Origin of the sequence: Paucilactobacillus nenjiangensis (assembly GCF_005405445.1) — a bacterium.
Lineage (GTDB): Bacteria > Bacillota > Bacilli > Lactobacillales > Lactobacillaceae > Paucilactobacillus > Paucilactobacillus nenjiangensis.
In genome coordinates this window covers 17,681-42,780 of record NZ_BJEB01000010.1, presented here as the reverse complement: position 1 = coordinate 42,780, position 25,100 = coordinate 17,681, and the positions used below count along the sequence as shown (strand labels likewise).

The 25,100-nt window shown below is 39.7% G+C and carries 25 protein-coding genes; 15 read left to right on the top strand and 10 right to left on the bottom strand.

From position 1 onward, the window contains the following. Positions 1-257: 257 nt before the first annotated feature. Entirely contained in the window at positions 258-989 is a 732-nt protein-coding gene (locus tag FFM59_RS02675; protein ID WP_137601525.1) for a DUF554 domain-containing protein, read from the bottom strand. Between the two features lie 219 nt (positions 990-1,208). After that, positions 1,209-2,129 carry a magnesium transporter CorA family protein gene (locus tag FFM59_RS02670; RefSeq protein WP_137601524.1) on the bottom strand — a complete coding sequence of 307 codons (921 nt, stop codon included), beginning with the start codon at positions 2,127-2,129 and terminating at the stop codon, positions 1,209-1,211. 92 nt (positions 2,130-2,221) lie between these two features. On the opposite strand from FFM59_RS02670, the gene FFM59_RS02665 reads away from it, so the two are divergent. The 8 genes from FFM59_RS02665 (at position 2,222) to FFM59_RS02630 (ending at position 8,373) form a co-directional block, all read left to right on the top strand. After that, a complete protein-coding gene (locus tag FFM59_RS02665; protein WP_137601523.1) occupies positions 2,222-3,199 on the top strand; it encodes a choloylglycine hydrolase family protein in 978 nt (325 codons plus the stop codon). Between the two features lie 11 nt (positions 3,200-3,210). After that, positions 3,211-4,125 (top strand): RluA family pseudouridine synthase, encoded by a 915-nt coding sequence (locus FFM59_RS02660; protein WP_137601522.1) that lies wholly within the window; start codon positions 3,211-3,213, stop codon positions 4,123-4,125. 23 nt (positions 4,126-4,148) lie between these two features. After that, positions 4,149-4,916 (top strand): TerC family protein, encoded by a 768-nt coding sequence (locus tag FFM59_RS02655; RefSeq protein WP_137601521.1) that lies wholly within the window; start codon positions 4,149-4,151, stop codon positions 4,914-4,916. Continuing rightward, positions 4,897-5,214, top strand: a complete 318-nt coding sequence (trxA, locus tag FFM59_RS02650; RefSeq protein WP_137601520.1) for a thioredoxin — start codon at positions 4,897-4,899, stop codon at positions 5,212-5,214. Before FFM59_RS02655 ends, trxA begins: the two co-directional genes overlap by 20 nt. Before the next feature lie 511 nt (positions 5,215-5,725). After that, a complete protein-coding gene (locus tag FFM59_RS02645) occupies positions 5,726-6,364 on the top strand; it encodes a carbonic anhydrase family protein (RefSeq protein ID WP_137601519.1) in 639 nt (212 codons plus the stop codon). A 12-nt stretch (positions 6,365-6,376) separates the two neighbouring features. Then, on the top strand, positions 6,377-7,240 hold the full coding sequence (locus FFM59_RS02640) for an NAD(P)-dependent oxidoreductase (RefSeq protein WP_137601518.1): 864 nt from the start codon (positions 6,377-6,379) through the stop codon (positions 7,238-7,240). A gap of 147 nt (positions 7,241-7,387) precedes the next feature. Further along, entirely contained in the window at positions 7,388-8,092 is a 705-nt protein-coding gene (locus tag FFM59_RS02635; RefSeq protein ID WP_225420274.1) for a matrixin family metalloprotease, read from the top strand. A gap of 17 nt (positions 8,093-8,109) precedes the next feature. After that, the gene (locus FFM59_RS02630) at positions 8,110-8,373 is read left to right on the top strand and encodes a hypothetical protein (protein ID WP_137601517.1); all 264 of its coding nucleotides are present in this window, start codon (positions 8,110-8,112) and stop codon (positions 8,371-8,373) included. A 44-nt stretch (positions 8,374-8,417) separates the two neighbouring features. On the opposite strand, the gene nadC is transcribed toward FFM59_RS02630, so the two are convergent. The 3 genes from nadC to FFM59_RS02615 form a co-directional block, all read right to left on the bottom strand. Beyond that, positions 8,418-9,266, bottom strand: a complete 849-nt coding sequence (gene nadC, locus FFM59_RS02625) for a carboxylating nicotinate-nucleotide diphosphorylase (RefSeq protein WP_225420273.1) — start codon at positions 9,264-9,266, stop codon at positions 8,418-8,420. Beyond that, positions 9,238-10,428 (bottom strand): MFS transporter, encoded by a 1,191-nt coding sequence (locus FFM59_RS02620; protein ID WP_137601515.1) that lies wholly within the window; start codon positions 10,426-10,428, stop codon positions 9,238-9,240. Before FFM59_RS02620 ends, nadC begins: the two co-directional genes overlap by 29 nt. A 120-nt stretch (positions 10,429-10,548) precedes the next feature. Continuing rightward, positions 10,549-11,322 carry an NrtR DNA-binding winged helix domain-containing protein gene (locus FFM59_RS02615; protein WP_225420272.1) on the bottom strand — a complete coding sequence of 258 codons (774 nt, stop codon included), beginning with the start codon at positions 11,320-11,322 and terminating at the stop codon, positions 10,549-10,551. A gap of 132 nt (positions 11,323-11,454) precedes the next feature. On the opposite strand from FFM59_RS02615, the gene FFM59_RS02610 reads away from it, so the two are divergent. After that, positions 11,455-11,955 (top strand): DUF7000 family protein, encoded by a 501-nt coding sequence (locus FFM59_RS02610; RefSeq protein ID WP_137601513.1) that lies wholly within the window; start codon positions 11,455-11,457, stop codon positions 11,953-11,955. 63 nt (positions 11,956-12,018) lie between these two features. Here the strand turns inward: FFM59_RS02610 and FFM59_RS02605 are convergent, their stop codons facing one another. From FFM59_RS02605 to trpX, 4 genes are all read right to left on the bottom strand, one after another. Beyond that, the gene (locus tag FFM59_RS02605; RefSeq protein WP_137601512.1) at positions 12,019-13,713 is read right to left on the bottom strand and encodes an oleate hydratase; all 1,695 of its coding nucleotides are present in this window, start codon (positions 13,711-13,713) and stop codon (positions 12,019-12,021) included. Between the two features lie 212 nt (positions 13,714-13,925). Next, positions 13,926-14,690 (bottom strand): ABC transporter ATP-binding protein, encoded by a 765-nt coding sequence (locus FFM59_RS02600; protein ID WP_137601511.1) that lies wholly within the window; start codon positions 14,688-14,690, stop codon positions 13,926-13,928. Further along, a complete protein-coding gene (locus tag FFM59_RS02595; protein ID WP_137601510.1) occupies positions 14,683-15,582 on the bottom strand; it encodes an ABC transporter permease in 900 nt (299 codons plus the stop codon). Before FFM59_RS02595 ends, FFM59_RS02600 begins: the two co-directional genes overlap by 8 nt. Continuing rightward, positions 15,582-16,571, bottom strand: a complete 990-nt coding sequence (gene trpX / locus FFM59_RS02590) for a tryptophan ABC transporter substrate-binding protein (RefSeq protein ID WP_137601509.1) — start codon at positions 16,569-16,571, stop codon at positions 15,582-15,584. The genes FFM59_RS02595 and trpX overlap by 1 nt, the downstream gene beginning before the upstream one ends. 590 nt (positions 16,572-17,161) lie before the next feature. On the opposite strand from trpX, the gene serC reads away from it, so the two are divergent. The 6 genes from serC (at position 17,162) to FFM59_RS02560 (ending at position 23,485) form a co-directional block, all read left to right on the top strand. Next, entirely contained in the window at positions 17,162-18,238 is a 1,077-nt protein-coding gene (gene serC / locus FFM59_RS02585) for a 3-phosphoserine/phosphohydroxythreonine transaminase (RefSeq protein ID WP_137601508.1), read from the top strand. A 1-nt stretch (position 18,239) separates the two neighbouring features. Then, complete coding sequence (locus FFM59_RS02580) at positions 18,240-19,430, top strand: phosphoglycerate dehydrogenase (protein WP_137601507.1); 1,191 nt, start codon at positions 18,240-18,242, stop codon at positions 19,428-19,430. A 714-nt stretch (positions 19,431-20,144) separates the two neighbouring features. Then, positions 20,145-20,531 carry a DUF956 family protein gene (locus FFM59_RS02575; protein ID WP_137601506.1) on the top strand — a complete coding sequence of 129 codons (387 nt, stop codon included), beginning with the start codon at positions 20,145-20,147 and terminating at the stop codon, positions 20,529-20,531. Between the two features lie 205 nt (positions 20,532-20,736). Next, on the top strand, positions 20,737-21,711 hold the full coding sequence (locus FFM59_RS02570; protein WP_137601505.1) for a mannose/fructose/sorbose PTS transporter subunit IIA: 975 nt from the start codon (positions 20,737-20,739) through the stop codon (positions 21,709-21,711). A 24-nt stretch (positions 21,712-21,735) separates the two neighbouring features. Then, a complete protein-coding gene (locus tag FFM59_RS02565; protein WP_137601504.1) occupies positions 21,736-22,545 on the top strand; it encodes a PTS mannose/fructose/sorbose transporter subunit IIC in 810 nt (269 codons plus the stop codon). 25 nt (positions 22,546-22,570) lie between these two features. Then, positions 22,571-23,485: a PTS system mannose/fructose/sorbose family transporter subunit IID gene (locus tag FFM59_RS02560; protein WP_137601503.1), complete on the top strand. Its 915-nt coding sequence runs from the start codon at positions 22,571-22,573 to the stop codon at positions 23,483-23,485. Between the two features lie 148 nt (positions 23,486-23,633). Here FFM59_RS02560 and FFM59_RS02555 read toward each other — a convergent pair whose 3' ends face one another. After that, positions 23,634-25,067 (bottom strand): glutamate synthase subunit beta, encoded by a 1,434-nt coding sequence (locus tag FFM59_RS02555; protein ID WP_137601502.1) that lies wholly within the window; start codon positions 25,065-25,067, stop codon positions 23,634-23,636. Between the last annotated feature and the right edge of the window lie 33 nt (positions 25,068-25,100).

Genomic DNA, 25,100 nt, shown 5'->3' with positions numbered 1-25,100 from the left:
ACCGCCGTATACGGAACCGTACGTACGGTGGTGTGAGAGGTCGGTAGCTGAACTAATCAACTGCCTCCTACTCGATTTTAATATTAGTTAATTATTTTGTAAGTACTCGTTGATTGAACGGTTTGGGGGCGCACTCTTATCCGAAACGTGTTCCCAATTCAAACTTCTCACTTAACTCACATAAGCAAATTACCAAGTGCAGGTAATCCGCTTATGTTTTGTTAATACTCGAAGTCTGACCGAATTGGCTCACACTCTTATTTTAGCAGTGGCATCACAATATTCGTCCATGCCCAACTGATGGGCATGATAACGACCATGGCGGGAATCATATCGGCAACGGGGAACATTTTAAGATTGAGAATCCGAAAACCAGTGGCGAGAATTAAGATACCACCGACCGCCTTGAAGTCTGCAATCATGTCTGGCGTAGTCAGTGGATAAATGAAGCCGGCTAAAAGAAACAGTAAAAAGAAAATAATAAAATTAGGCACTGAAATGGAACAGACGACAAACCCGAGACTGGCCGCAAAAATCATGGCGGTAAAGAAATCGAGGGCCGATTTAGCAATCAAAATCGATGGGTCGCCAGTCATACCTTCGTACAATGAACCATAAATTCCAGTTCCACTCGCACAAAAGAGCACCAATACGGTGACAAATATTTGAATGAATTCAGCTTCACCAATTTTATTTTGACTATGAGGCATGATTTTATTCATCCCCTTTTGCATTTGCCCAGCACCCTTAGCAATCCAGTCACCAAAGTGAATAATCAGTCCAAATGCAGTCCCGATGATTAATGAAAAAATCACGGCCGGCATACTTTTCATTGGTGCGATTAAGTAAATTCCCATCGCTAATGAAGCTGAGCCGAAAATAGTTGTGAGTTGCGTTTTGAAGCTGTCGGACATTTTGCTTCCAAAAAATCCACCTAATAAGCCACCAATTAAGATGGACATTGAATTAAAAATAACACCTGTTGGCATATGATAAGTTCCTCATTTCGTAAGTTTGTTTCTAGCAGTGAATCGTTCATAGCTAATGAAAATAAAAGGCACACTTATGAATTGAAGAAGAATTAAAATTGCAATATGAATTCATACTTTCCCTCTAAACATGTAATTAATTACAGTAAACAAGATTATTATACGCTCATCAAAATAAAAAGCACGCTCAATTTTGAGGGTGCTCTTGGTCAAATTAAATTATTTTTTTTCCCACCAGTCGTTATGCATCAACATCCATCCGGCTGCCACACAAAGGACAACCATGATTAGCAGAGTTAGTTCCCAACCAATTGGCGATTTCTCGAATGGCACATGCACGTTTTGCCCAAAGAAACCAAAGACGATTGCCGGAATCGTTAAGACAATTGAATAGATGGTCAAAAACCGCATTGTGTTATTTAGTTCCATGTCCAGAACTTTGGAGTAGGAAGAAGAAACTCGAGCAGTCATATCAGAAGTCATTGTGGCCATTTCTAGGCCCTGTTGAGCTTCGACAATAACATTGTCTAACATTTCCCCTTGCGCGGGGGTTAAGTCGGTTGAGTGGCGTTTTAATTCATTTAAGAGTGAAACGTTGCCTTTGACTGAGGTTAAGATGTAAACTAATCCAGTTTCAATAATCATAAACTCATTAATTGCTTTACGATTGGTTTTTACCCTAAGTTCAGCCTGGATTTGCTGCCGTTTTCGGTCGGCCAGTCTGATTGGTTTGAAATAGGCGACTGATAAACGATACAATAGGGGCAGTACTAAACTGAATTGATTATCGATGGCGGGATTAGGGCCTAATTTTTTGAGTTGTCCCTCAAACATTTCACGCACAAATTTGGTATGATCACCGGTAAATGAAATTAAGGTACCCTTGGTCAGCATGATGCCAACGGGCACTGTTTGGGCCTCATTTTCTTCGTCACCTTCATAATAAACATCAAAAATAATTAAGGTGATATTTGAGTTTGGGTCCACTTCAACACGGGCACGTTCGTCAGGATCCAAAACGTACCCTAGCATTTCACTAGTTACACCATATTCGTTGATTAATGTGCTGATTTCCGCTTCGGAAGGCGAGAGCACATTAATCCAAGTAAATTCATCATTTAAAGCTTGCGTCGTTAACATAACTGTTTCCCCCAGGTGTAAATTCAATTTAACCATACCATTTTTCAATCTTGTTGTGTAGTTTAAGGCGCTTATAGAACGGAGGTATCAGCATGTGTACAAGCATTTATCAAGTCGCAATTGACGGCACACATGTTTTGTCACGAACGATGGACTGGCCTACTTTAGAGTCGAGTCCGGTCTTTATTCCAAGAAATTTCAAGTGGCATTCAGTCTATGATCATCACGAATATTCAAATCCATATGCATTTATCGGTGGTGGAAAAGTCACGCCGAATCGATCTGATGTCTCAGATGGGGTGAATGAATATGGATTGTGTGCGCAAAAATTAACCTTTGCCAATGGCACTCAATATAGCGAACAGCGCAATGACAGCAAAATTCAACTAGCGTCATTTGAATTTGTTTTCTGGGCGTTAGGTCATTTTAAATCAGTGCTTGATTTAGAACAAAACATCGAGCAAATTGAATTGATGACGGAAACTTTTAGTGATTTGAAATATGGTAAGCCGGAACTACACTTTGCATTTACCGATACGACCGGACGAACCATTGTACTGGAGCCAACGCAAATGCCAATGAGAATTATTGAAAATCCATTGGGAATTGTGACCAACGTGCCTCATTTTGAACGCCAAATTGAACGCTTAAAAGATTACGTCAATTTTACTGATGAATTTAATCAGGGTCAGGTGCCGTTGAATACAGCGAAAGTCACGACGGGTAATTTATCTGGGAAATCAATTCCACCGGGGTCATATTCACCTGGTGCGCGATTTATCCGGGCAGCTTATTTTAAAGAACGGGCCAATCAACCAATTGATGAAACCCAAGCGATTGTCAGCAGCTGGCACTTGTTAGATAGCGTCAGCGTACCACGGAACACGGAACATCAATCGACATATTCAGTCTATCGGGCCGCTACGGTTGCCGAATCAAAAAGTTATTATTTTCAGTCCTATCATCGAGAAGGGATTGTTAAATTAGTTTTGCGACCAGAAATGCTCTCATGGACCGAACCTAAAGTCTATGAAGTTAAAGATGAATTAGCCGTAAAAAAATTAAATTAAGTGAGAATGATATGTCAGCAAAACATTACACAATTGAAGAATCCATCACTGGCTTACAAATGCCAATGGCATTACGTGAACTGTTAGAAAAAGTTTGGTTATTGCCTAAAAAATATGTCCATTTTTTGCGCATTCGAGAAAACGTGACGGTGAATGGTAGTTATCAGACGATGAATTCCATCGTGAACAATCATGATGTGGTGCGAATGCATTTTTTAGGGGATGAATTTCGGACACCAACTTCGAATTATCAAATCGATGATCGTTTGGAGTTACCAGTTATCTTTGAAAATCGTGATTTGATGGTGGTAAATAAACCGGCAGGTATTAAGAGTCACCCGAACCAGGCGGATGAAAGGGGCACCTTAATGAATTTTGCTGCGGCATATTTAGCCCAAACCGATGAGGCACCTTTTATGGTTCATCGAATTGATCAGCAAACTAGTGGTGCAGTGATTATTGCTAAAAATCCAGTGGTCGTGCCAATTTTAGACCGACTGATTAGTAGTCATTTAATTAAACGTTCTTATTTAGCGATTGTGGATGGCCAGGTGGAACCAAAAACTGGCCTAATTAATGGCGCGATTGGTACTGATCCAATGGACGTCAGAAAAAGGAAAATTAATGGCGAAAATGCCCAAACGGCCGTGACGCATTATCATGTGCTTGCTGCCAACAAATTGCATTCCTTGGTGCGCTTAGACCTAGAAACGGGACGGACTCATCAAATACGGGTTCATTTGGCGTCAATTGGACATCCAATTGTGGGCGATCCATTGTATAATAATCAGCCACAATCTGGTGAAATGTTGTTACATGGATTTGAATTACAATTAGTAGTACCATTTAAAAATACTCAGCAAAAAATAAATGTTAAATATCCGGACTATTTTTATCGAGATATAGTACACTATAGTCTTAATTAAAACACGTAAGTGGAGGACGTAAATTGTCACTTTTAGGGAAATTATATGGGCCATTCTTTGATTTAGATAATTGGGCTCAAGTTATAACTTCGGGTCAAGATTGGTTGATAATTTTGTCATTAATCTTGATTGAATGTTTGTTGTCCGTTGATAACGCAATTGTGTTAGCAACACAGGCACGAGTTTTGCCAATCTTAAGACAACAAGAAAAAGCTTTGTTATATGGTTTGATTGGATCGTATATCTTTAGGTTCTTAATTATTGGAGTGGGTGTCTACCTAATTCATATTTGGGAAATTAAAGTTATCGGTGCGGCTTATTTGATGTATCTTGTGTATAAGTTCTTCAGCAGCAAGCTCCGTGGTAAGAAAAAAGAATCCAACGTAAAATTAAAAACCGATAGTAAACGATCACTATTTTGGACAGTCATCGCACAAATTATTTTGATGGATATCATTTTTTCAGTTGATTCCGTGTTGGCTTCACTGGCCATTTCAACTAACCCTGTGATTGTGTTGATTGGTGGACTGGTGGGAATTCTTGCGATGCGGGGAATTGCAGTGGTCATTATGAACTTGATGCGTAAAGTGCCAGAATTGGAACCCATGGCATACGTCTTGATTGCCTTAATCGCGGTCAAATTATTCTTAACGATTCCAATGATTGATATCGAAATTTCATCAGGGGTATTTGGAGCCTTCGTGCTAGTCATGTTCCTGATTACGTTTATCATTCATTTCATTCGCCAACGTGCTAAAGGAGACGATTCAGATGGCAACGATAGCAACTAAAGAAAATTTTAGCGAAGTAACCGCCGGCCCAATTACCATTGTTGACTTTTGGGCTCCTTGGTGTGGACCTTGTAAAATGGTTGATCCAATTTTAGAACAATTAGAGCCCCAATTTGCCGACAAAATTAATTTTGTTAAAATGAATGTCGATGACAATCAAGAATTGGCTGAGCAGTTCAAAGTAATGAGTATCCCCAGCTTAGTCGTGTTTAAAAACGGCGTGGCTAAAGAAAAAATTACTGGTGTTTTCCCCAAAGAAAAACTAGAAAGATACTTTGAAAAGAAAATTGAAGAATAAATTCAGAGCGTGAAACTTCCCGGGAGATCACGAGCACTAACGTGGCTACGAGCAATTGCGAAAAGCAATTGGAGTAGGTAAGTTAGGCGTAATGAGGTGGGAAGATGAGCGTATTTAGACCAGAGCGCGAAGCTTCCCGGGAGCTCACGAGCACTAACATTGCTACGAGCAATTGCTAAAAGCAATTGGAGTAGGTAAGTTAGGTGTAATGAGGTGGGAAGATGAGCGTATTTAAATCAGAGCGTGAAACTTCCCGGGAGCTCACGAGCACTAACAATTTAAATATATTAATTTTGAGAGAATAGCTGACATGTTATTCTCTTTTATTATGTGGTCGGTCCAATTTTAAATAATTATAATTAAATCCGGAAATGATAGATATTTATCGTTAATAATTTATAAAATAATATGAAAATATTAACAAATTAATTATATTTTTTATCCATAATCCTTGATTTTAGGTTAACGATTGCCGTAAAATCAGATAAAATAATGAAATCAGGGATGGATTATGTTAAATTATCGGCAACAAGATAAATGGGACAACGGCAATGAAGGATTCCAATCACCAATCAGTCTAATTTACGATGATGTAATTAATAATCAAACTGATTGGCAGTTCGACATCAAAAGTCCGATTCTGGGGCAGTTGATTGAAGATTCAAATAATACGTTTAGAATTACTGGTACAGGCAATGTGACAATCAATCAAATCAATTTTCAATTTCAAGAATTGCATTTTCATGCGCCATCAGAACATTTAATTGATAAACAACAGTATCCAATGGAATGGCATTTTGTCTTTAAAACCAATGCTATGCAAACGATGGTGATTGGTAAAATGGCAACGGAAGGTAAAAGCAGTCCCGTTTTTGACATTATTTTGGACGAGTATGTCTCTGGTGAGCAAACTAAATTATCCAAACATATCGATTTAACTCCTTTCCTACAAGGATTAGACCATGTTTACCATTATCAAGGTTCACTGACTACACCACCACTCACTCAAGGAGTAGAATGGTATGTAGATAAAGATCCGTTTTCCTTATCAGAATTGCAAATTGAACGTTACCAGGATATATTTGCTTTACCAAATAACCGAAAAATACAGCCGATGAAGCACCGGCCGGTCAGTTTCGGAAAAATGTAAGGAGTTTTTCAAATGAAAATTGGATTCGTAGGCACGGGCGTAATGGGAACAGGGATTGTTAATAACTTTCTGAAGGCTGGGCATGAAGTGACGGTTTACAGCCGGACAAAGTCAAAGGCACAACCTTTAATTGATAACGGCGCCAGTTGGGGTGATACTCCAGCAGCCGTTACGAGTGGACAAGATTTTGTCTTTACTATGGTTGGATACCCGAAAGATGTTGAAGATGTTTATATGGGTGAAAATGGCATCTTTTCCACCGCTACACCAGATCAAGTGCTGATTGAAATGACGACTAGCACACCTAGCTTGGCTATTAAATTGGGCCACTATGCGGACGAACACAATTTAAAAATTATCGATGCTCCTGTTTCCGGTGGGGATGTCGGTGCTAAAAATGCCACATTAACAATTATGGTTGGTGGGACTGATGCTGCTTTCCAGCAGGCACTTCCAGTGTTGAAACAAATTGGGCAGCAAGTGAAACGCTTTGGTGATTATGGTAGTGGACAGCATACGAAGATGGCTAATCAAATTATGATTGCAGGCACGATGACTGGATTAACAGAAATGCTGGTCTACGCGAAAGCTGCTAAGTTAGACTTATCCGAAGTTTTGGATACACTTAGTTCTGGTGCAGCCGACAATTGGAGTATGGATAATTATGTCCCTCGAATTTTAAAACAGGATTATACGCCAGGGTTCTTTGCCAAACATTTTTTAAAGGATTTACGAATTGCTTTGGATGAAGCCAACAAGATGGATATTCCGTTGCCTGCCACTGAAAAAGCTAAAGAACTCTATGAACAACTCGTTGATGAAGAAAAATTAGGTAATGATGGGACTCAAGCACTCGTAAAACTGTGGTGGAGTTAATAATTATTTAAGAGACAGCAGCTGTTAATTCAGGGCTGTTTTTGTTTTGTAAGGATTAATTAAAATTGGAGCAAACCAGTTTACGTTTGAAAGATTATATATTAATATAAGTCGATTAAGAGTAACTATGGAATTAAGGGGAATGGATTGAAACATAAATCAAGTCTAATGTGGCTCGCAGTTGTTTTAGGATTCATTTTTCTGCCAACCATAGATAATGACAATACAACTTTGGGAAAAACTGTTGAAAAATGGAATTCAGAAATTAATACCATTTTCACAGATATTAATGCTCGATTTAGTTCGACGGGCGTGATTAATCAAAATTCAGTTTCATCGAGTAAAGATTCATCGAGTGATGAAACGCCAATTGAAACAAATGTTCAAGGAAAGACGTTATCGAATACGTATTATTACCACTACGATAAAAACGTGTCTCAAGCGGTTAAGGACCAGTTCAATCAAGCTGTGAAAATTTACAATCGAACTGGGATTGTTAAGCTGGTTAAGGGTGATGGTACCGATGAACAAAATCAGATTGAATTTTCGGTCTATCAAAAGACAATGGAAACTTCAGCTCTTCAAAATTCAATCGAGCTTGGTCATGGTGGGCCGGCCATTATTCAGCGAACTGGATGGGGTGCTTATACTGCCAACCATGCAATTGCAAGTTTGAATATTAAATATGCCAACTCAATTAAGCTATCAGTGGCAGTCCATGAGTTGGGCCATGCCTTAGGTTTGGATCATTCTAAGGATATTCAATCAGTCATGTACCCAACTGACCAAGGACGAACTACTTTGACGAATGCTGATATAAATGGGCTCAAAGCAATCTACGCAAAATCATAGAATGAAGGTGGATCTAGATGGAAATTTTATTAACGCCACTTGCCATGTCTGACGGTGCTAAATTTGGTATCGCAGCTGGTGTAATAGTGTTTATTTTGTTGTTTATTAAATTGATAATTGGATTCATAAAATTTTGTTTTCGGCATCCAATTTTGTTCGTCTTACTATTAATATTCGGTGGGCTTGGGATTGCCTTTAACGTGTTACTGGCAGGAATATTAATCGTGGCAGTAATTGCCGGTTTTGGGGTTCTGTCGTTGTTTAATGTATTCAATTTATAACAAATATCAAAAGGAGATTAGACAATTTTGCCTAATCCCCTTTTCTAATCGAGTTCAAATGATAAATCTAGTGGTATGACGTGATTGGTTAAATAACCTAATGAGATAAAATTTGCGCCGCAATGAGCATATGTTGCCAAATTATCTAACGTAATCCCGCCAGAAACTTCAATTTTAATGCTGTCGGGTACGCTTTGTTTCCATTCGCTGACGGTGGCTGGAGTTTGATTATCAAACATAATGATATCAACTCGGCTTTCAACAGCTAATTGTAATTCTGCTAGTGTTTCAACTTCGACTTCAATCGTTTTCGTTGGGCCAATTTCAGTACGAATTTGTCGAACCGTTGTGGGCAAATCGTTGATTAATTTCCAATGATTATCTTTGATCATCACCGAATCGTATAGTCCCATCCGATGATTGATGCCTCCGCCAGTGTGAACGGCGATTTTATCAAAGTACCGCAAACCAGGTGCGGTCTTTCGAGTGTCTAAGATTCCGATCGAAGAATCGTTTAATGTGTCAATTGCGTGTGAAGTGGCGGTTGCAATGCCGCTCATTCGTTGCATTAAATTTAGAATTAAACGTTCAGAGGTCAATAATGTATGTGCAGGTCCACTCACTTTTCCAAATACGTCACCAGAATTTAACCTTGTGCCATCGGTGAGAAGTGGCGTGTACTCAACATCGTCGGAGAGTAGTTGGTAAATTGTACTTGGCAAAAATTGACCGGCTAAAATTCCGTTTGACTTAGCAATGAAGTACCCAGAGACAATCGGGTTTGGAAGTGAAACTACTGATAAGTCGCCGGCACCAATATCTTCTTGGAGAAAGTTCAGTAAGATGCTTGTTTCATATGATGAATTATTTTGCATTCGCCAAGTCCTTTGCATAGGCATCGTCTTCTTTTGAAATTCCGGTCACTAGGATTAGAACTCCTACAATTAAAATTGCCACAAAACCTAACCAGATACTGGTAATGGAGAAATTAAATTCAAGTGCCATCCCCACGAGAAATGGGCCAACCACGGCACCAACCCGGCCAACAGCTTGGGCAGTGCCCATACCAGTTCCCCGAATTTCTTGAGGAAATTGACTTGGTGTTAAGGCAATCAATGTTCCCCAGGTACCGAGCATGAAGAATGAAAGGAACGCACCACAGACTAATACCATGGTATTGCTGACGGCAACACCAAATGCCAGGGCACTAACAATGGTACCAAGTAAGTAAATAAACAGCACTCGTTTGCGACTTAATTTATCCAGCAGGTAAACAGCAAAGAAATAGCCAGGCAATTGCGCGAAACTAATTAAGAGCGTGTAACCAAAGCTATTGACGATTGGCAATCCACGCAAGACGAGCACACTAGGCAACCAGAGAAACATGCCATAATAACTGAGCATGACGACGAACCAAAGTGCACCTAACACAATTAATGGACGATGATGTTCTGAGCGCCAGAGTGAACGCAGTGTTTGTTTTGATTTTTGAGGTTTAAGTGGCTCATCGGATAAATGACGCCGCATAATAAAGGCAAAGATAACAGTGATTGAAGCGACGATGATGGTATAGCGCCAACCAATTTTGGGCATGACGAAGAAGGATAGTAGGGCCGCGATAATCCAACCAATCGCCCAAAAACTGTCAGCAACGACCAACATCTTAGCTTGCTTTTTCCCTTGAAAACGGTCGGCGACAGCGGTTGCGGCGACGGGTAATTCTCCGCCTAACCCAATCCCAGTGATAAAGCGAATCGCGATGAAGGCGGAGACATTTTGAGTTAAGGTCAGCAAGATATTGCTCAATGAAAATAGGATCAGCGTGCCAATTAACACGTTTTTACGACCATACTTATCAGCCAGCAAGCCACACAATGGGGCACCAACAACCATCCCCAGTGAAGTTGAAGCACTGACTAAGCCTAGTTGACCAGCAGTTAAGGACCATTCGACCTTTAACAGCGGCATGATAAATGATAATAAGGCAACATCCATGGCATCAAATAACCAGGCAGTACCGATGATAGCCATGAAGTAACGACTTGAACGTGACATTGAAATTCCTCCTATGATTGCTCTTTCTCTTAATAAAAGTAAAAAATACTTTTATTTGAATAAATAAAAAAGTACAATGTACTTTTATTGAATACACCATACCACTGTCAATCTGAGGAATCAAGCTGGAAGATAAGCTAATTGATATTTACGTGCGGGCCGCCCGGGACGATTACTAGTCGTGATGCCCACTTCAACAAATAAATGTTTATGATTTTTTTTGAAATTTGAATTATCAATTTGGTTGACATCTTTTTTCAAAAAAGCCGCATATACGCGCCGCGCTGATTTTAGTGTAAAACTGGTCCCCAGCATTAAGAGAATATTGGGTTGATAGTCCAGCTTATTTTTAATCCGGTCACATGCCACCTTTAAAATCCACGAATGATCAAAGGCTAATTGATTGTCCGCAAGTTGATGCGCATCTAATTTGGCATAATATGCATCATGGTTTGTGTCAGCAGCGGTCGCAAATTGTTGGTCACCGTTTGAAAAAAGATACTGACTCTCGTTGGATGACATCGCAAACCAACGGGCGTCGGTGGTGCCATAACCAGGATCCAATTTGGGCATATCAGGTAAGAAGGTCATGTAAGAAAGTGATAGTGACCGACTACCCGGATAACGTGTCTGATGCGTGAAGGTGGCTAATTGTTCAGTATGAAAATCAGCTAACTCTAGTCCAATTTTTTCTTTAACGAGCCTTAACGCAGATTCGTCAGCATCTTCATTTGACCTTAAAAAAGTATCTGGCAAGGCCCAGCGATTTTCAAAGGGCCACTCTGACCGTTTGACTAGTAGCAAATTGACGCAATTTGAATCGTGGTCGAAGCTCCAGATTAAGTTAGTAATATTAATATATGGTCGTTCATTGACGGAAGTTTCTGTTGCCAAGTTATATGTCCACTTCTTTCGAGTATGATAAATTAATTGTAGCACATCAAAAATGGAAATCTGCGTTGAAATTAACATTTGGATTAACGGCCATAGACGTATGTTATCATACGTTGCAAGGAGGAGTTCTTAATGACTAAAAAATTGAGTTCTTATATCAACGCCTATCAACAACAATTAATGCAAGGAGATATTGAAGTGGCTTACGTGGCCTTACAGAAATATATCCGCTCGTTAAAAACTAATTTGGCAAAAGCATTATCGTCAGAGTATCAATTCGGTAATATTTCGCCGGGTAATTTAGATTATACTTATTTTCCATTTTTCACTCATCAGATGCGCGCGGATAAATTACGATTTGGACTGGTGTTGAATCATCAAGCCATGCAATTTGAGCTGTGGCTGATGGGTCAAAATGAACAAGTCCATCTGCAGTATTGGGACCTTTTAAAAGCTACTCCATGGAATGCCGAGCGCACTAGCATGCCGCGGTACTCGGTCCTAGAAGTGACTGTCAGTGAACAGCCTAATTTTGATGACTTAGAAACATTAACGACAGAAATTATTAATCATACTGTCAGTAATAGTGAGAAAATTTTAGCAACCCTCAACGAAATCAACCATGCCAAATGAAAAAGCTAATCATTCAAAATTTGAATGGTTAGCTTTTTGCGTTGAGCCGTGAAGCTCAGTTATTTATGAAAACATCTTTTTAGTGGCACGAGCTAAAACTCTTGGATCCTTGTCAAAGCGAGGGTTCTTGACGAGTTTTTCCATTGGCACCCCAGCGAAATGGTATGCGCCAATTTCACCAGAACGGACGGCACTTTGTTCAGTGAAGATCATTTGGTAAGGTTGTTCAACAAATTCACCAGTGAATGCTAGGTTAGTGGAGTGACGGGGAATCACTTCAGGACGATCAGTCTTCGCACGATTATTGAAGAGCGCCGAAGCATATGGCATGTAAACGGGAATGTTATTAATTACACTGTCAAAAATTTCTGTTTTCTTTTCCAAAATGTTGTGTGGACCTGGATCAACCTTTGCTAGTTGACCAACTAATTCTTCTAGCATTTCTTTACCAGTCATTTTGATGTACTGCTTGTCGACAAACTCACCGGTCCGGCGAGGATAAAGGAAGTATCCCCAGATAACCGTTTCGTTTGGTTTTTGAGTCGTGAAGTGGGGTTGATGGTGAACCACAATCGACATATTGATGTCTTCATGACCTAAGGAAGTGATTGGAGTGGTCGAAAGGAATGAATTTAAGGCATTTCCGGGTACTTGAGTGGTAATGCGTGTAACTTCATTTAATAAAATGTGGTTATTGGTCGTTAAGGTAAAGCTGACCCATTCGCTGGCATCTCTGTCGGCAAAAAACTTGTCAGGATTACCAAGGTTGTAGAAACGTTCGGCTGCTTTCTTCCACAAACCGGATGCAGCACCATAATCCATATTTTCACTGACAGGCGTGTTGTAATCACCCATGGTAGCAGAATCCGTAATTGAACCATTTGTGAAGAAGACGGCTGTGTCTGGGTCAACTTCAATGGATTCATTTTCATCAGTTTCAGTGTTAACTATTTCTAAACCAGTCACTGTAATCTCATCTTGCATTTGGGTGTCTAAGAAATCAAAATCAGTGACGCGCCGATTCAAAACAATCTTGCAGCCTTGGTCTTTCAGATAGTTGATAATTGGGAGCATGATACTTTCGTATTGATTGTAACGAGTCCGGTTGACCCCAACTAAGTGCTCAATTTGAGTAAATTCGTAAATCATTTGATGCATGTAGCGCCGTAATTCCTGAACGGAACTCTTGGTTCTAAATGCAAAGGTGGTTTCCCACATGTACCAGAAGTTAGTTTGGAACATATGAGGATCATTCTTAAAATATTCCGCGATGGTAATGTTATCTAATTTTTCTTCGTCCTTGTCGGGCATCATGACTAATTTTGATAACAAGACCCGGTCTTTGTTATTTAAACCTAAATGACCACCATTGATGATACCTTTGCCACCTTGTAATAAACGTGCTTTATCAAACGTCCGGTGTTTACCATCAAAATCAAGGGTATCTTCGGCCGCGGTCATCCCATCCTCAGTTGCAGAAGGAATCCGTTGAAGTAAGTCCATCAAATCAACGTAGGTTCTGTAGTTGAGCATCCGACCACCACGAGCGACATAGCCCGTCGTATTAGCCATTTCTTGATTCTTGTTCCAATATTCGTCAGTTGTTTCGTCGGTAGGGGCACCGTCATTTGAACCGTGATCATCAAGTGAATAAAAGGTGATATTCTCTCCAGACCAGTGACCTTCTTGAATCAGATAAACCGCTGCAGACATGTTTGCGAGACCTGCGCCAATCATTATTGCTTTATGTTTAATCATGATATTGACCTCCTGAATATGAAATTGAATTCGGGTTTAGTATAAAACACGCATTTGTTAATTGCAATCATTATGTACATCAACCATTTCATGCAGTTAATCATTTACAAGGGTTTAACATCAACCTTTGGCACTGGTGAAACGAGATAGCTACCACCAACATTACAAATAAAGAAACTACCCAACTAGTGGTTTAGTTAGGTAGCCATGTTTTATTCTTCGAAGTACGAATATAATTTTTCCGAGGTGAGAGCTGCTTTGTCATTCCCGGTTAAATCGGCGACAATTTTGCCATCGGTTAGCACAATCAAGCGATTACCGTAAGTCAAGGCATCTTCTAAGTGATGCGTAATCATTAAGGCGGTCAGATGATCTTCGCGGATTCGTTCATCCGTCGTGATTAACAGTTGACGGCTGGTTTTAGGATCAAGCGCAGCCGTATGTTCGTCCAATAGTAGAATATCTGGTTTTTTCAACGTTGCCATCAAAAAACTTAAGGATTGGCGTTGCCCACCAGATAGATTGCCGGTGGCGGTATTCATCCGTTTTTCCAGGCCGTTTTTCATTTTACCTGCAAATTCAGTGAGTTCAGGCAGTTGTTGTTTTAACTTACGAGAACGAAGACCGTGTGAATCACCACGCTTTTTGGCGAGCAATAAGTTTTCGGCGACGGTCATTCGGGGTGCGGTGCCTAGTTTAGGATCTTGGAAAACGCGACTCAAAAAGCGAGTGCGAGACTCTTCGGATTCCTTTGAGATATCCTGCCCGTGCAATAAGATTTGACCACTATCAAGCGACAAGTTACCACCAATGATATTAAAGAGGGTGGATTTACCGGCACCGTTAGCACCGACGATTGTAATAAAATCACCTTCGTTAATTGTTAGATTTAAAGCTTTTAAAATTTGTGTTTCAGAAGAAGTCCCTTTGTTGACCACGGTGGTGGCATTTTTAATTTCTAAAATTGGCTTAGTCATTCACTTTTACCCCCTTTGATATAACCGTATCAAGATGGAGTGCTTTGCTCAATTGTGGTAACATCATGCAAATTGCGAGCACGATAGATGATAGGAGGTTCAAATCGTTGGCGCTGAATCCAATTTGGAGGACGGCCAGTAATAAGAGCCGATAAATGATACTACCAAGGGTCACAGCGACTAACCGTTGCGTTAAAGTTAATTCGCCAAACACCACTTCACCAATAATGATGGAAGCTAAGGCAATGACGATGGTCCCAATCCCCATATTGATATCAGCGTAACCATTACTTTGAGCAATGAGAGCACCACAACCGCCGACCATGGCGTTGGACACCATTAGTCCCATGATTTTCATGTTATCGGTGTGAATCCCTAATGATTTTGCCATTTTTTCATTATCACCAGTGGCAATGAAGGCTTGGCCTAAATCGGTTTGGAGGAAAAAGACTAGCAATAAGGTGATGACCGCAATCACGACCATCCCCAACACTACACTGTCATAGTAAGTTGGTAAACTCTTTAAAAAGTCAGTTTTCAACAGCGTGTCATGTCCCAAAAGGGAGGTGTTTGATTTACCCATGATCCGTAAGTTGACCGAATAGGCAGCGGTCATGACTAAGATTCCGGCGAGTAAAATTGGAATCCGGCCTTTGGTATATAGTAAGCCGGTAATTAATCCAGCAGCCATGCCTGCCAACATAGCTAATAAGGTCGCCACGATGGGTGACATTCCGTTAACAATCGCAGTTACTCCAACGGCGGCACCGAGTGGAAAGGTTCCTTCAACCGTCATATCCGCAATATCCAGTATTCTAAATGTTAAAAATAATCCGAGTCCTAAGATAGCCCATAACAGGCCTTGCCCAATGGCAGATACAATTAATCCCATTATTTGAAGACCTCCCCATCAGTTTGTGCTTCTTTCAAGAATTTAGCAGGAACAGTAATTCCTAATTTCTTGGCTTGTTTCAAATTTACCGTGGCATCCCCATGACGAATATAGTCAATCGGGGTGTCTTTAGTGGTAATCTTACCCTTTAAAATTTGGCCGGCAATTTTACCACCACGAACGCCTAATTTATATTGGTTAATACTATAGGTTGCTAAGCCACCGTCTTTAACCATCGTATCGACGGTTGGAAAGATTGGTTTCTTGGCTGCATTAGCGTTGTTGACCAGGGTTTGCATGGCGCCGGCAATTGTATTGTCAGTGGGGACAAAGACCGCATCCACTTCAGTCAACATTTGTTGGGACACCTGATTTAAATCATTACTATTGGAAATTGAATAAGTTTTGACATTGACATTTTCTGCTTTACAAATGGCGACAAACTTCTTTTCCTCCGTCACTGCGGAACTATCACTCGAAGTATAGATGACGCCAAGAGTTTGCATATTGGGCATGAAATCTTTAATCAGTTGTAATTGTTCTTTCAAAGGTGCTTGATCAGAAATCCCAGTGATATTTCCACCTGGCCTCTTGTTGTTTTTGACTAGTCCGGCATCTTTAGGGTCGGTCACGGCACCAAGGACAATAGGAATCTTACTGGTAGCATTGGCAAGGGCTTGAGCCGCCGGGGTCGTGATTCCAATTAAAATATCTGAATTTTCGTTGACCAGTTTTGAACTCATCGTCTTTAAGTTACTTTGATCACCTTGGGCATTTTGATAATCAATTTTAATGTTTTTGCCATCGGTGTAGCCTTCGTCTTTTAAGCCCGCGACTACTCCTTTATGAATTTGGTCGAGCGCAGGATGATGCATTAAGGTCAAGATGCCGACCTTAGGTGTTTTATTCGTGGCAAAACCACCACCTTGAAAATAACCAATTCCAAGTAAAACAAGAATAATAGCAATAAAACCGTACATTCTTTTCATTAGTTACGTTTCCTCCATTATATAAATAGTGTGTGACAACATCCGGGAAACACCGAGCATTAGCGAAAAAATATAGAAGCTTCGGTAAGGAAGCGAGATATTTAAAGTTAAGAGAGGTGGTTGGATGGTGGAGCATGATTCAAAATAGTGTGTGACAACATCCGATAAGCACCGAGCATTAACGAAAAAATATAATTGCCTAAGACAGTAGAAAAGCCTACCGGTTAACCCGAGGTAGGCACATGAATTATTAGTAGGAACATTAGCAATTTTAATGTTGTCTTAATCAATTTAATTATAAGGAATGAAAGAGAGAGTGTCAATTTGGTATCTTTCAGATTATAATTTATATAATAATACGTTATAAAAATAATTATATTGGTTAAAATGGCTGCTAAAGTAGAATTTTATTGTGTTTTAATAACAATATAAAAATTATAAATATATTTATGAAATTAATTTTATGTAAGTCAAACGTTGACCTGATAGGGATATTGAGCCTTTTTTGCAAAAAATCGCCAATCTGCAGATTGCAATAATTTGTCACCCCAGTATGATAGTAACAAATCAATTAAGACAGGAGAACGAGAATGACAGTTTATAACTTTTCAGCCGGCCCTGGCGTAATGCCAATAGAAGTAATTAATCAAATTCGGGAAGATTTACCTTCGTATAAAAATAGTGGAATGAGTGTGATGGAAATTAGTCATCGTTCTCCACTGTATGAAGATTTAGAACTTGAAGCGGAACAAGATTTACGTGATTTAATGCATATTGGTGATGATTATGCGGTTCTTTTCCTACAAGGTGGAGGAACCTTACAATTCACGAGTGTGCCACTAAACTTAGCCACCCATTACCACAAGGTGAGGTACGCGAATTCAGGCTATTTTTCAAAAAAATCGATTGAAGCAGCAAAACGAATCCAAGGCTTAGATGTGCAAGTAATTGAAAATGATGAAGTGGGTAGCAAATTACCAACCATTCCAACCACCATTGATGATCAGTTAGATTATTTATATTTGACGACCAACAATACTATCGAAGGAACCACTTATCATCAAGCACCCAACGTCAACCAACCATTAGCAGTTGATATGTCATCTAATATTTTGGCGGAACCATACAATGTAAATGATTTTGATTTAATCTTTGCCGGCGCGCAAAAAAATATTGGGCCAGCGGGGATGACCGTCGTCATTGTGAAGCGAGAAAAACTTGTTGAACAACAATTACTCTCTGATGTGATGGATTATCGGATTGAGGATGCTAAGCATTCATCATTTAATACGCCACCTGTTTTTAATACTTATGCGGCAGGACTTACGTTTAAGTGGTTGAAGAAGTTTGGCGGGGTAGATGCCATTTATCAACAAAATTTAGATCAAGCAGCTATGTTGTACGACTTTTTAGATAATTCAAAAGTCTTTCATAACGATGTACCAGTGGCGGAACGTTCAATTACTAATCCGGTCTTTAAAACGGATAGTAAGGCATTGGATCAAGAATTTATTGCGCAAGCTAAGGAACATGGGTTAGTTAACTTAGGCGGTCATCGAATTATCGGTGGGATGCGGACAAGTTTATATAATGCCATGCCAACTGCTGGTGTAAAGAAATTAATTGAAGAATTAAAACAATTTGAATTGACTCATGGGGGAAAATAGAATGTATCAGATTAAAACTTATAACGTAATTTCAAATGTTGGATTAGCTGTCTTTCCTAAAGATAAATATGAAATTAATGGGGTTGCTGAACCAGATGCCCTCTTGATTAGAAGCCAAAATCTACATCGTGGGGTCTTTCCAGTCAGTTTGTTAGCGATTGGGCGTGCCGGCGCGGGTGTTAATAACATTCCGCTGGATAAAGCCAGTGAAAATGGAGTGGTGGTCTTTAATGCTCCTGGTGCAAACTCTAATGCAGTGAAGGAACTAATCATTGCAGTGCTGATCATGGCTGCCCGGCCAATTATTCCAGCGATTAATTGGGTCAGCACCTTAAATTCAGGTGAAGATGCTGACGTGACTTTGCAAGCTGAATCTGGCAAAAACCATTTTCGCGGAACTGAACTGGCTGGCAAAAAGTTGGGCGTGATTGGCTTAGGTGCGGTTGGCTCAAAGGTGGCCGATACGGCTCAACAACTGGGGATGGACGTGATTGGTTATGATCCTTACATTTCGGTTGAACATGCATGGCAAGTTTCAAGCGACATTCCTCGGGCCAGTTCTATTGAAGATGTGCTTAAAGATAGTGATTATGTGACGATCCATATCCCATATACTGAAAAAAATAAGGATTTAATTAGCGCAAAAGAATTGTTAACGATGAAAAAAGGTGCTGTCTTATTAAATTATTCTCGAGATGGCATTGTTGAAGAAGCACCTGTCTTGGCAGCCTTAGAATCTGGCCAAATTAGTCAGTATTGGACTGATTTTGCTTCAGATGCACTCGTTGCTCACGAAAAAGTTGTGGTTACTCCCCATCTGGGTGGAACCACACAAGAAGCTGAAGATAATTGTGCGGAGATGGTGGCACATACTTTACGGAAGTATTTGGAGACTGGAGAAATTGAACATTCAGTCAACTTCCCCGCAGTTTATATGCCATTTAACTCTCCATATCGATTAACTTTGTTACATCAAAATGTACCAAGCATGGTTGGTAAAATTACAACCGTTTTGGCTGAATTAAATATTAATATTGCCAACATGATTAACTCTTCAAAAGGTGATTATGCCTACACGATGATTGATGTTGACGCGATGGATGAAGGCCTATATGCAGATTTTGAACAAAAATGTTTAGATATCGATGCCATCATTAGGGTCCGTGGATTGAAAAAAACGGTTAACGATTAAAAACAAATGAAAAAATGGCGTTGACATTTTAATAAAGCATTAGGTATAATGTAGTCATTGATTTAATAGATGAACGCATTGATGGATGGAATAGTTAGTAGTGAATTTTTTAGAAAGCATCGTTGCTGAAAAGATGTAAATTCCTGTCTACGAAAGATTTATCGATTTCTTAATCTTTTTCGAGAGATTATGGGAAGACACCCATTATAAAGTCAGAAATTTATTGCTTACTGATAGATCTTGATAAGTTGGTACATGTGAATGTGCCAAAAACATGGGTGGTAACACGCGAAAGCGTCCTTGTCGTATTTATACGATGAGGACGCTTTTTTATTAAATCAACATAGCAAAATGAAAACACATAATAACAACACATATTTAGTAAACATACATAGCATCAAACATAGGAGTACCATATTCAGCACACATATTTAATTTAAAACAAAGGGGATAATTCAATGACATATAAAACAACAAACGTAAATTGGCCCCATTTAATGGTGCTGTTTGAAACATCACAACAATTCGTGTTATTGTAATTTATGAGAAGATATAGCTGGTAGATATTATTCTGCCAGCTTTTTTTGTAGTAAAAAGTTAAATTAGTTTAGTGAAATTAATGATTTAAACAAAACCGAGATACTTTATGCAATAATAACAAAATAGACATACCAAAATTAGAAATCAAAAATCAAAGGAAATGAGCTGGATAAAATGGTTGAATCAATTAACACAAAAGTTGAACTTGTCGAAAAAGCCACATCCTATTTGGGTGCGGGTACGTATGGCCAATTGATGGTTGGTGACAAAGGATTTGAATTTTTTAACGATAAAAATGTGCGGGACTACATCCAAATTCCTTGGGAAGAAGTTGATTCAGTTATCGCTTCGGTCATTTTTGGTGGGAAGACAATCCCACGCTTCGCTATTAAGACCAAGGCCAACGGAACATATACCTTCTCTTCAAAGGATGCGAAGGCCACATTACGTGCCATTCGAAATCATATGGACCCAAATAAAATGGTACGCTCACTGAGTTTTTGGGACGTAGTCAAACGCTCCGTAAGTAATATATTTCACAAGAAAAATAAGAACAAATAAATGAACATAAAATTAAAAAATGATCAGATTGACAAACAACACGTACGACTGTAAAATGAAAGCGTATTCAAAAATACCAACAATTTGCGAGTTTACTAAAATTATTTTATTCTTATCGCAAAAATAAGCATTTTATATGTTTACCATGCGGTTTCGTAGCTCGTTTCTTGTTGAAGCTGTCAATTTGAAAAGGAGGTTAGTAAGGATGGTTGGAATAATCATTACAAGTCATGGCGCTTTTGCAGAAGGGATTCTTCAATCTGGAAATATGATTTTCGGAGAACAAGAAAATGTTAAAGCAGTTACACTGCAACCCAGTGAAGGCCCAGATGATTTTAAAAAGAAGCTTGAAGATGCTATCAAAAGTTTGGATAACACAGATCAAATTCTTTTCTTAGTTGATTTATGGGGTGGCACTCCATTTAATCAAGTTAACAACCTATTTGAAGCCCACAAAGATACTTGGGCTGTTGTCACAGGTTTGAATTTGCCATTATTAGTTGAAGCATACGGTGCTCGTATGTCTTCTGAGAGCAGTCACGACATTGCTGCTCAAATTGCCCCAGTGGGACAAGATGGTGTTAAAGTTCGTCCTGAGGAATTACAGAAGGCTCGGACTGCTGCACCACAAGCTGTATCAACAGCTAATGCAGGTGCACCAGGGAAGATGTCTTATGTCTTAGCACGAATTGACACCCGGTTGTTACACGGTCAAATTGCCACAGCTTGGACGAAAGCAGTTAATCCAACACGGATTATTGTTGTTTCAGATGCAGTTGCGAAAGATGACTTGCGGAAGAATTTGATTCAACAGGCTGCACCAGTTGGCGTGCATGCACACGTTGTGCCAATCGACCACATGATTGAGTTGGCTAAAGATGATAAGCACTTCGGTAACGAACGTGTGATGTTACTCTTTGAAACACCTCAAGATGCTTTGAGAGCAGTTGAGGGTGGAGTTGATGTTGGAACAATTAACGTTGGTTCAATGGCTCACGCAGTTGGTAAAGTTCAACCAAATAAAGTGCTTGCTTTTGATCAAGACGACATTGATACTTTTGGAAAACTAGCCAAAGACGGCATCAAGTTTGATGTTCGTAAAGTGCCTGGTGACTCAAAAGATAATATGGATGAAATCTTGAAGAAGGCACAAAACGAATTAAATAATGAGAAAAAATAGGAGAAAAGAAGGAGGTTCAACATTATGAGTTTGAATTTTATTCAAATTATTTTAGTAATATTTGTATCTTTCTTAGCTGGTATGGAAGGTATTCTGGATGAATTCCATTTCCATCAACCAGTTATTGCCTGTACATTAATTGGATTAGTTACTGGACAATTATTACCATGTTTGATTTTAGGTGGTACCTTGCAACTAATCGCTCTTGGTTGGGCAAATATTGGGGCCGCTGTTGCTCCCGATGCTGCTTTGGCCGCTGTTGCATCCGCAATTATTTTAGTTTTGGGTGGCCAAGGAAAAGCCGGAGTTAACTCAGCTATCGCTATTGCCGTTCCTTTGGCTGTTGCTGGTTTACTTCTTACAATCATCGTTCGTACGATTGCTACTGCGATTGTGCATTTGATGGATAAAGCTGCTGAAAATGCAAACTTCAGAGTAATTGAATTTTGGCACATTTTTGCCATCTGTCTACAAGGACTTCGTATTGCTATCCCAGCCAGCTTAATCTTAGCTGTTGGTGCTGGCCCAGTGAAATCAATGCTAAATGCTATGCCTGGTTGGTTAACTGATGGTCTTGCCGTTGGTGGTGGTATGGTTGTTGCTGTTGGTTACGCAATGGTTATCAACATGATGGCAACCAAAGAAGTTTGGCCATTCTTTGCAATTGGTTTCGTATTTGCCACAATCACTGATTTAACATTGATTGCTTTAGGTACAATCGGATTAGCCGTTGCATTAATTTATCTGACACTTTCTAAAACTGGTGGTAGCAGCAATGGAGGCGGCGGTGCAAATACCGGCGATCCGTTAGGCGATATCATCGATAAATATTAAAAAAATCGAAAGGAGGAATAACAACATGGCTGATAACAAAATTAAATTAACAAAAAGTGATCGTCTTCACGTATGGTGGAGATCAACATTTATTCAAGGATCATGGAACTACGAACGTATGCAAAACGGTGGTTGGACTTATGCAATGATTCCAGCAATCAAGAAATTATATACTTCCAAAGAAGATCGTGCTGCTGCTTTGAAACGGCATCTAGAATTCTTTAATACTCATCCATACATTGCATCTCCAATTATTGGGGTTACCTTGGCTCTTGAAGAAGAAAGATCAAACGGAGCTCCTGTTGATGATGTAACTATTCAAGGGGTTAAAGTTGGTATGATGGGTCCTCTTGCTGGTATTGGTGATCCAGTGTTCTGGTTCACGGTTAAGCCTATCTTAGGTGCCTTAGCCGCAACATTAGCAATGAGTGGAAACATTCTTGGACCAATCATTTACTTCGTTGTTTGGAATTTGATTCGTATGGGATTCATGTGGTATACACAAGAATTCGGATACAAAGCTGGTTCAAAGATTTCAGAAGATTTGTCTGGTGGTTTACTTCGTGATGTTACCAAAGGTGCTTCAATTCTAGGTATGTTTATCTTAGGATCGCTGGTTAACCGGTGGGTAACAATTACTTGGACTCCAGTTGTTTCTGAAACTAAGCTCTCAAAAGGTGCTTATATTGACTGGAACAGTCTTCCATCTGGTGCCAAAGGTATTCAAAAAGCCTTGGAAGGCAAAGATGCAGGTCTTGCATTGAGCGCAACAAAGACTACTACGTTACAAGATAACTTAGATAGTTTGATTCCTGGATTATCTGCACTTCTATTGACACTCCTATGTATGTGGTTATTGAAGAAGAAAGTTTCTCCAATCATCATCATCCTTGGTTTGTTCGTAGTCGGTGTTGTATTCCACTTAATCCACTTAATGTAATTATTGCTTTAACAACAAAGCTCTCAGCAAATTTGCTGAGAGCTTTTTGAGTGGAAATTAAAAATGTTCTCATGGCAGATTTGTAAGTCAAAATCTAGGAATCAAAAAAAGATTGAGCAAATAGTTCACTCAATCTTGAAGGTAATTATTATTTAGTTGCAGCTAATGATTGTAATGAAGCATCAATTTTTTCAGCACACATACGTCCTTCGAGAATGCCCCAAATAACAAGACTTGGACCACGATGAGCATCTCCGGCAACGTAGAGTTGTTCATCATTGGTAGCATATTTAGCAGTGACGTCAGTGATTCCTAATTCATCAAATAACCATTGTTCAGCACCTGTAAAGCCCATGGCTAGTAAAACTAAATCAGCTTTAACACGTTTTTCGGTTTCTGGAATGGCTTTGAAATTTTTCACATCGCTGATATCAACTTCAGAAACATGTCCGTCAGTTCCGTAAAATGTGGTGACGGTGGAATCATATTTAGTCACGTTATTACCAAACAACGCTTTGGCTTCTTTTTGTCCGTAGCCATTTTTTAAAACATTGGGCCATTCCGGCCATTGGTTGTCAGCAGAGCGTTCCTCAGGTAATGCGGAGGCAATTTCTAATTGCGTGATGCTAGCACATCCTTGTCGAATTGCGGTACCAATACAATCATTACCAGTATCTCCACCGCCCAGTACCAAAACATGTTTTCCGGCTAATGCATTGGTAGCCGCTGTACCATTTTCTAAAACGGACTTAGTCGCTTCAGTTAAATAGTCGACGGCTTGGTAAATTCCGCTTAAATTACGGCCAGGAGCCTCTAAATCACGCGCAACTCGCGAACCAGAGCAAACAACGATACGATCATACTGTTCTTTTAGCTCTTCACCTGAAATGTCTTTACCAACTTCCGTGTTCGCGATTAATTCAATACCAACTTCACGCATCGCATTGATTCTGCGTTCAACAATTGATTTATCGAGTTTCATATTTGGAATACCATACATCAAAAAACCGCCAAACCTGTCGGCACGCTCATAAACAGTCACTGTGTGTCCAAGCTGATTTAGACGCCAAGCTGCAGAAAGACCAGCAGGGCCGCTACCAATGACGGCAATTTTTTTGCCAGTGCGGCTGATTGGTTTACCTGATTCTACAACCCAACCATTTTTAAAAGCAGTTTCGATAATGTATTTTTCGTTGTCACGAATGGTAATTCCTGGTCCGTTTAGATTGTTTGAACAAGAGGCTTCACAAGGGGCGGGACAAACACGGCCTGTCATGTCTGGTAAATAATTTGTCCGTGTTAAACGTTCAAATGCTCGTTTCATTTGTCCTTGATAAATGGCATCGTTCCATTCAGGGATTAGGTTATCATTTGGACAACCACTCACGCCCCGCTTGCCGCCATAGAAAACACCATGATGACAAAATGGAATACCACAATCCATACATCGTGCAGCTTGTTCCTGTCGATCTTGTTCGCCCAAATCGAGTTCCATCACGTTAAAATCTTTCACACGTCGCATGACCGGACGAGTCGGATTATTTTTTCTCGCGTATTTAAGATATCCTTCTGGATCTGACATGTGGATGCTCCTTTCTTGAGTTACATAGTTATT

Bases quoted from the DNA above. Each gene is read 5' to 3' on its own strand.
- FFM59_RS02595 (WP_137601510.1), bottom strand. From the start codon at position 15,582: ATGGGATTAATTGTATCTGCCATTGGGCAAGGCCTGTTATGGGCTATC.
- FFM59_RS02660 (WP_137601522.1), top strand. From the start codon at position 3,211: ATGTCAGCAAAACATTACACAATTGAAGAATCCATCACTGGCTTACAA.
- FFM59_RS02565 (WP_137601504.1), top strand. From the start codon at position 21,736: ATGAGTTTGAATTTTATTCAAATTATTTTAGTAATATTTGTATCTTTC.
- nadC (WP_225420273.1), bottom strand. From the start codon at position 9,266: ATGCAAAGGACTTGGCGAATGCAAAATAATTCATCATATGAAACAAGC.
- FFM59_RS02620 (WP_137601515.1), bottom strand. From the start codon at position 10,428: ATGTCACGTTCAAGTCGTTACTTCATGGCTATCATCGGTACTGCCTGG.
- trpX (WP_137601509.1), bottom strand. From the start codon at position 16,571: ATGAAAAGAATGTACGGTTTTATTGCTATTATTCTTGTTTTACTTGGA.
- FFM59_RS02555 (WP_137601502.1), bottom strand. From the start codon at position 25,067: ATGTCAGATCCAGAAGGATATCTTAAATACGCGAGAAAAAATAATCCG.
- FFM59_RS02610 (WP_137601513.1), top strand. From the start codon at position 11,455: ATGACTAAAAAATTGAGTTCTTATATCAACGCCTATCAACAACAATTA.
- FFM59_RS02570 (WP_137601505.1), top strand. From the start codon at position 20,737: ATGGTTGGAATAATCATTACAAGTCATGGCGCTTTTGCAGAAGGGATT.
- FFM59_RS02640 (WP_137601518.1), top strand. From the start codon at position 6,377: ATGAAAATTGGATTCGTAGGCACGGGCGTAATGGGAACAGGGATTGTT.
- FFM59_RS02675 (WP_137601525.1), bottom strand. From the start codon at position 989: ATGCCAACAGGTGTTATTTTTAATTCAATGTCCATCTTAATTGGTGGC.
- FFM59_RS02605 (WP_137601512.1), bottom strand. From the start codon at position 13,713: ATGATTAAACATAAAGCAATAATGATTGGCGCAGGTCTCGCAAACATG.
- FFM59_RS02670 (WP_137601524.1), bottom strand. From the start codon at position 2,129: ATGTTAACGACGCAAGCTTTAAATGATGAATTTACTTGGATTAATGTG.
- FFM59_RS02600 (WP_137601511.1), bottom strand. From the start codon at position 14,690: ATGACTAAGCCAATTTTAGAAATTAAAAATGCCACCACCGTGGTCAAC.
- FFM59_RS02575 (WP_137601506.1), top strand. From the start codon at position 20,145: ATGGTTGAATCAATTAACACAAAAGTTGAACTTGTCGAAAAAGCCACA.
- FFM59_RS02630 (WP_137601517.1), top strand. From the start codon at position 8,110: ATGGAAATTTTATTAACGCCACTTGCCATGTCTGACGGTGCTAAATTT.
- FFM59_RS02580 (WP_137601507.1), top strand. From the start codon at position 18,240: ATGTATCAGATTAAAACTTATAACGTAATTTCAAATGTTGGATTAGCT.
- FFM59_RS02645 (WP_137601519.1), top strand. From the start codon at position 5,726: ATGTTAAATTATCGGCAACAAGATAAATGGGACAACGGCAATGAAGGA.
- FFM59_RS02665 (WP_137601523.1), top strand. From the start codon at position 2,222: ATGTGTACAAGCATTTATCAAGTCGCAATTGACGGCACACATGTTTTG.
- serC (WP_137601508.1), top strand. From the start codon at position 17,162: ATGACAGTTTATAACTTTTCAGCCGGCCCTGGCGTAATGCCAATAGAA.
- trxA (WP_137601520.1), top strand. From the start codon at position 4,897: ATGGCAACGATAGCAACTAAAGAAAATTTTAGCGAAGTAACCGCCGGC.
- FFM59_RS02560 (WP_137601503.1), top strand. From the start codon at position 22,571: ATGGCTGATAACAAAATTAAATTAACAAAAAGTGATCGTCTTCACGTA.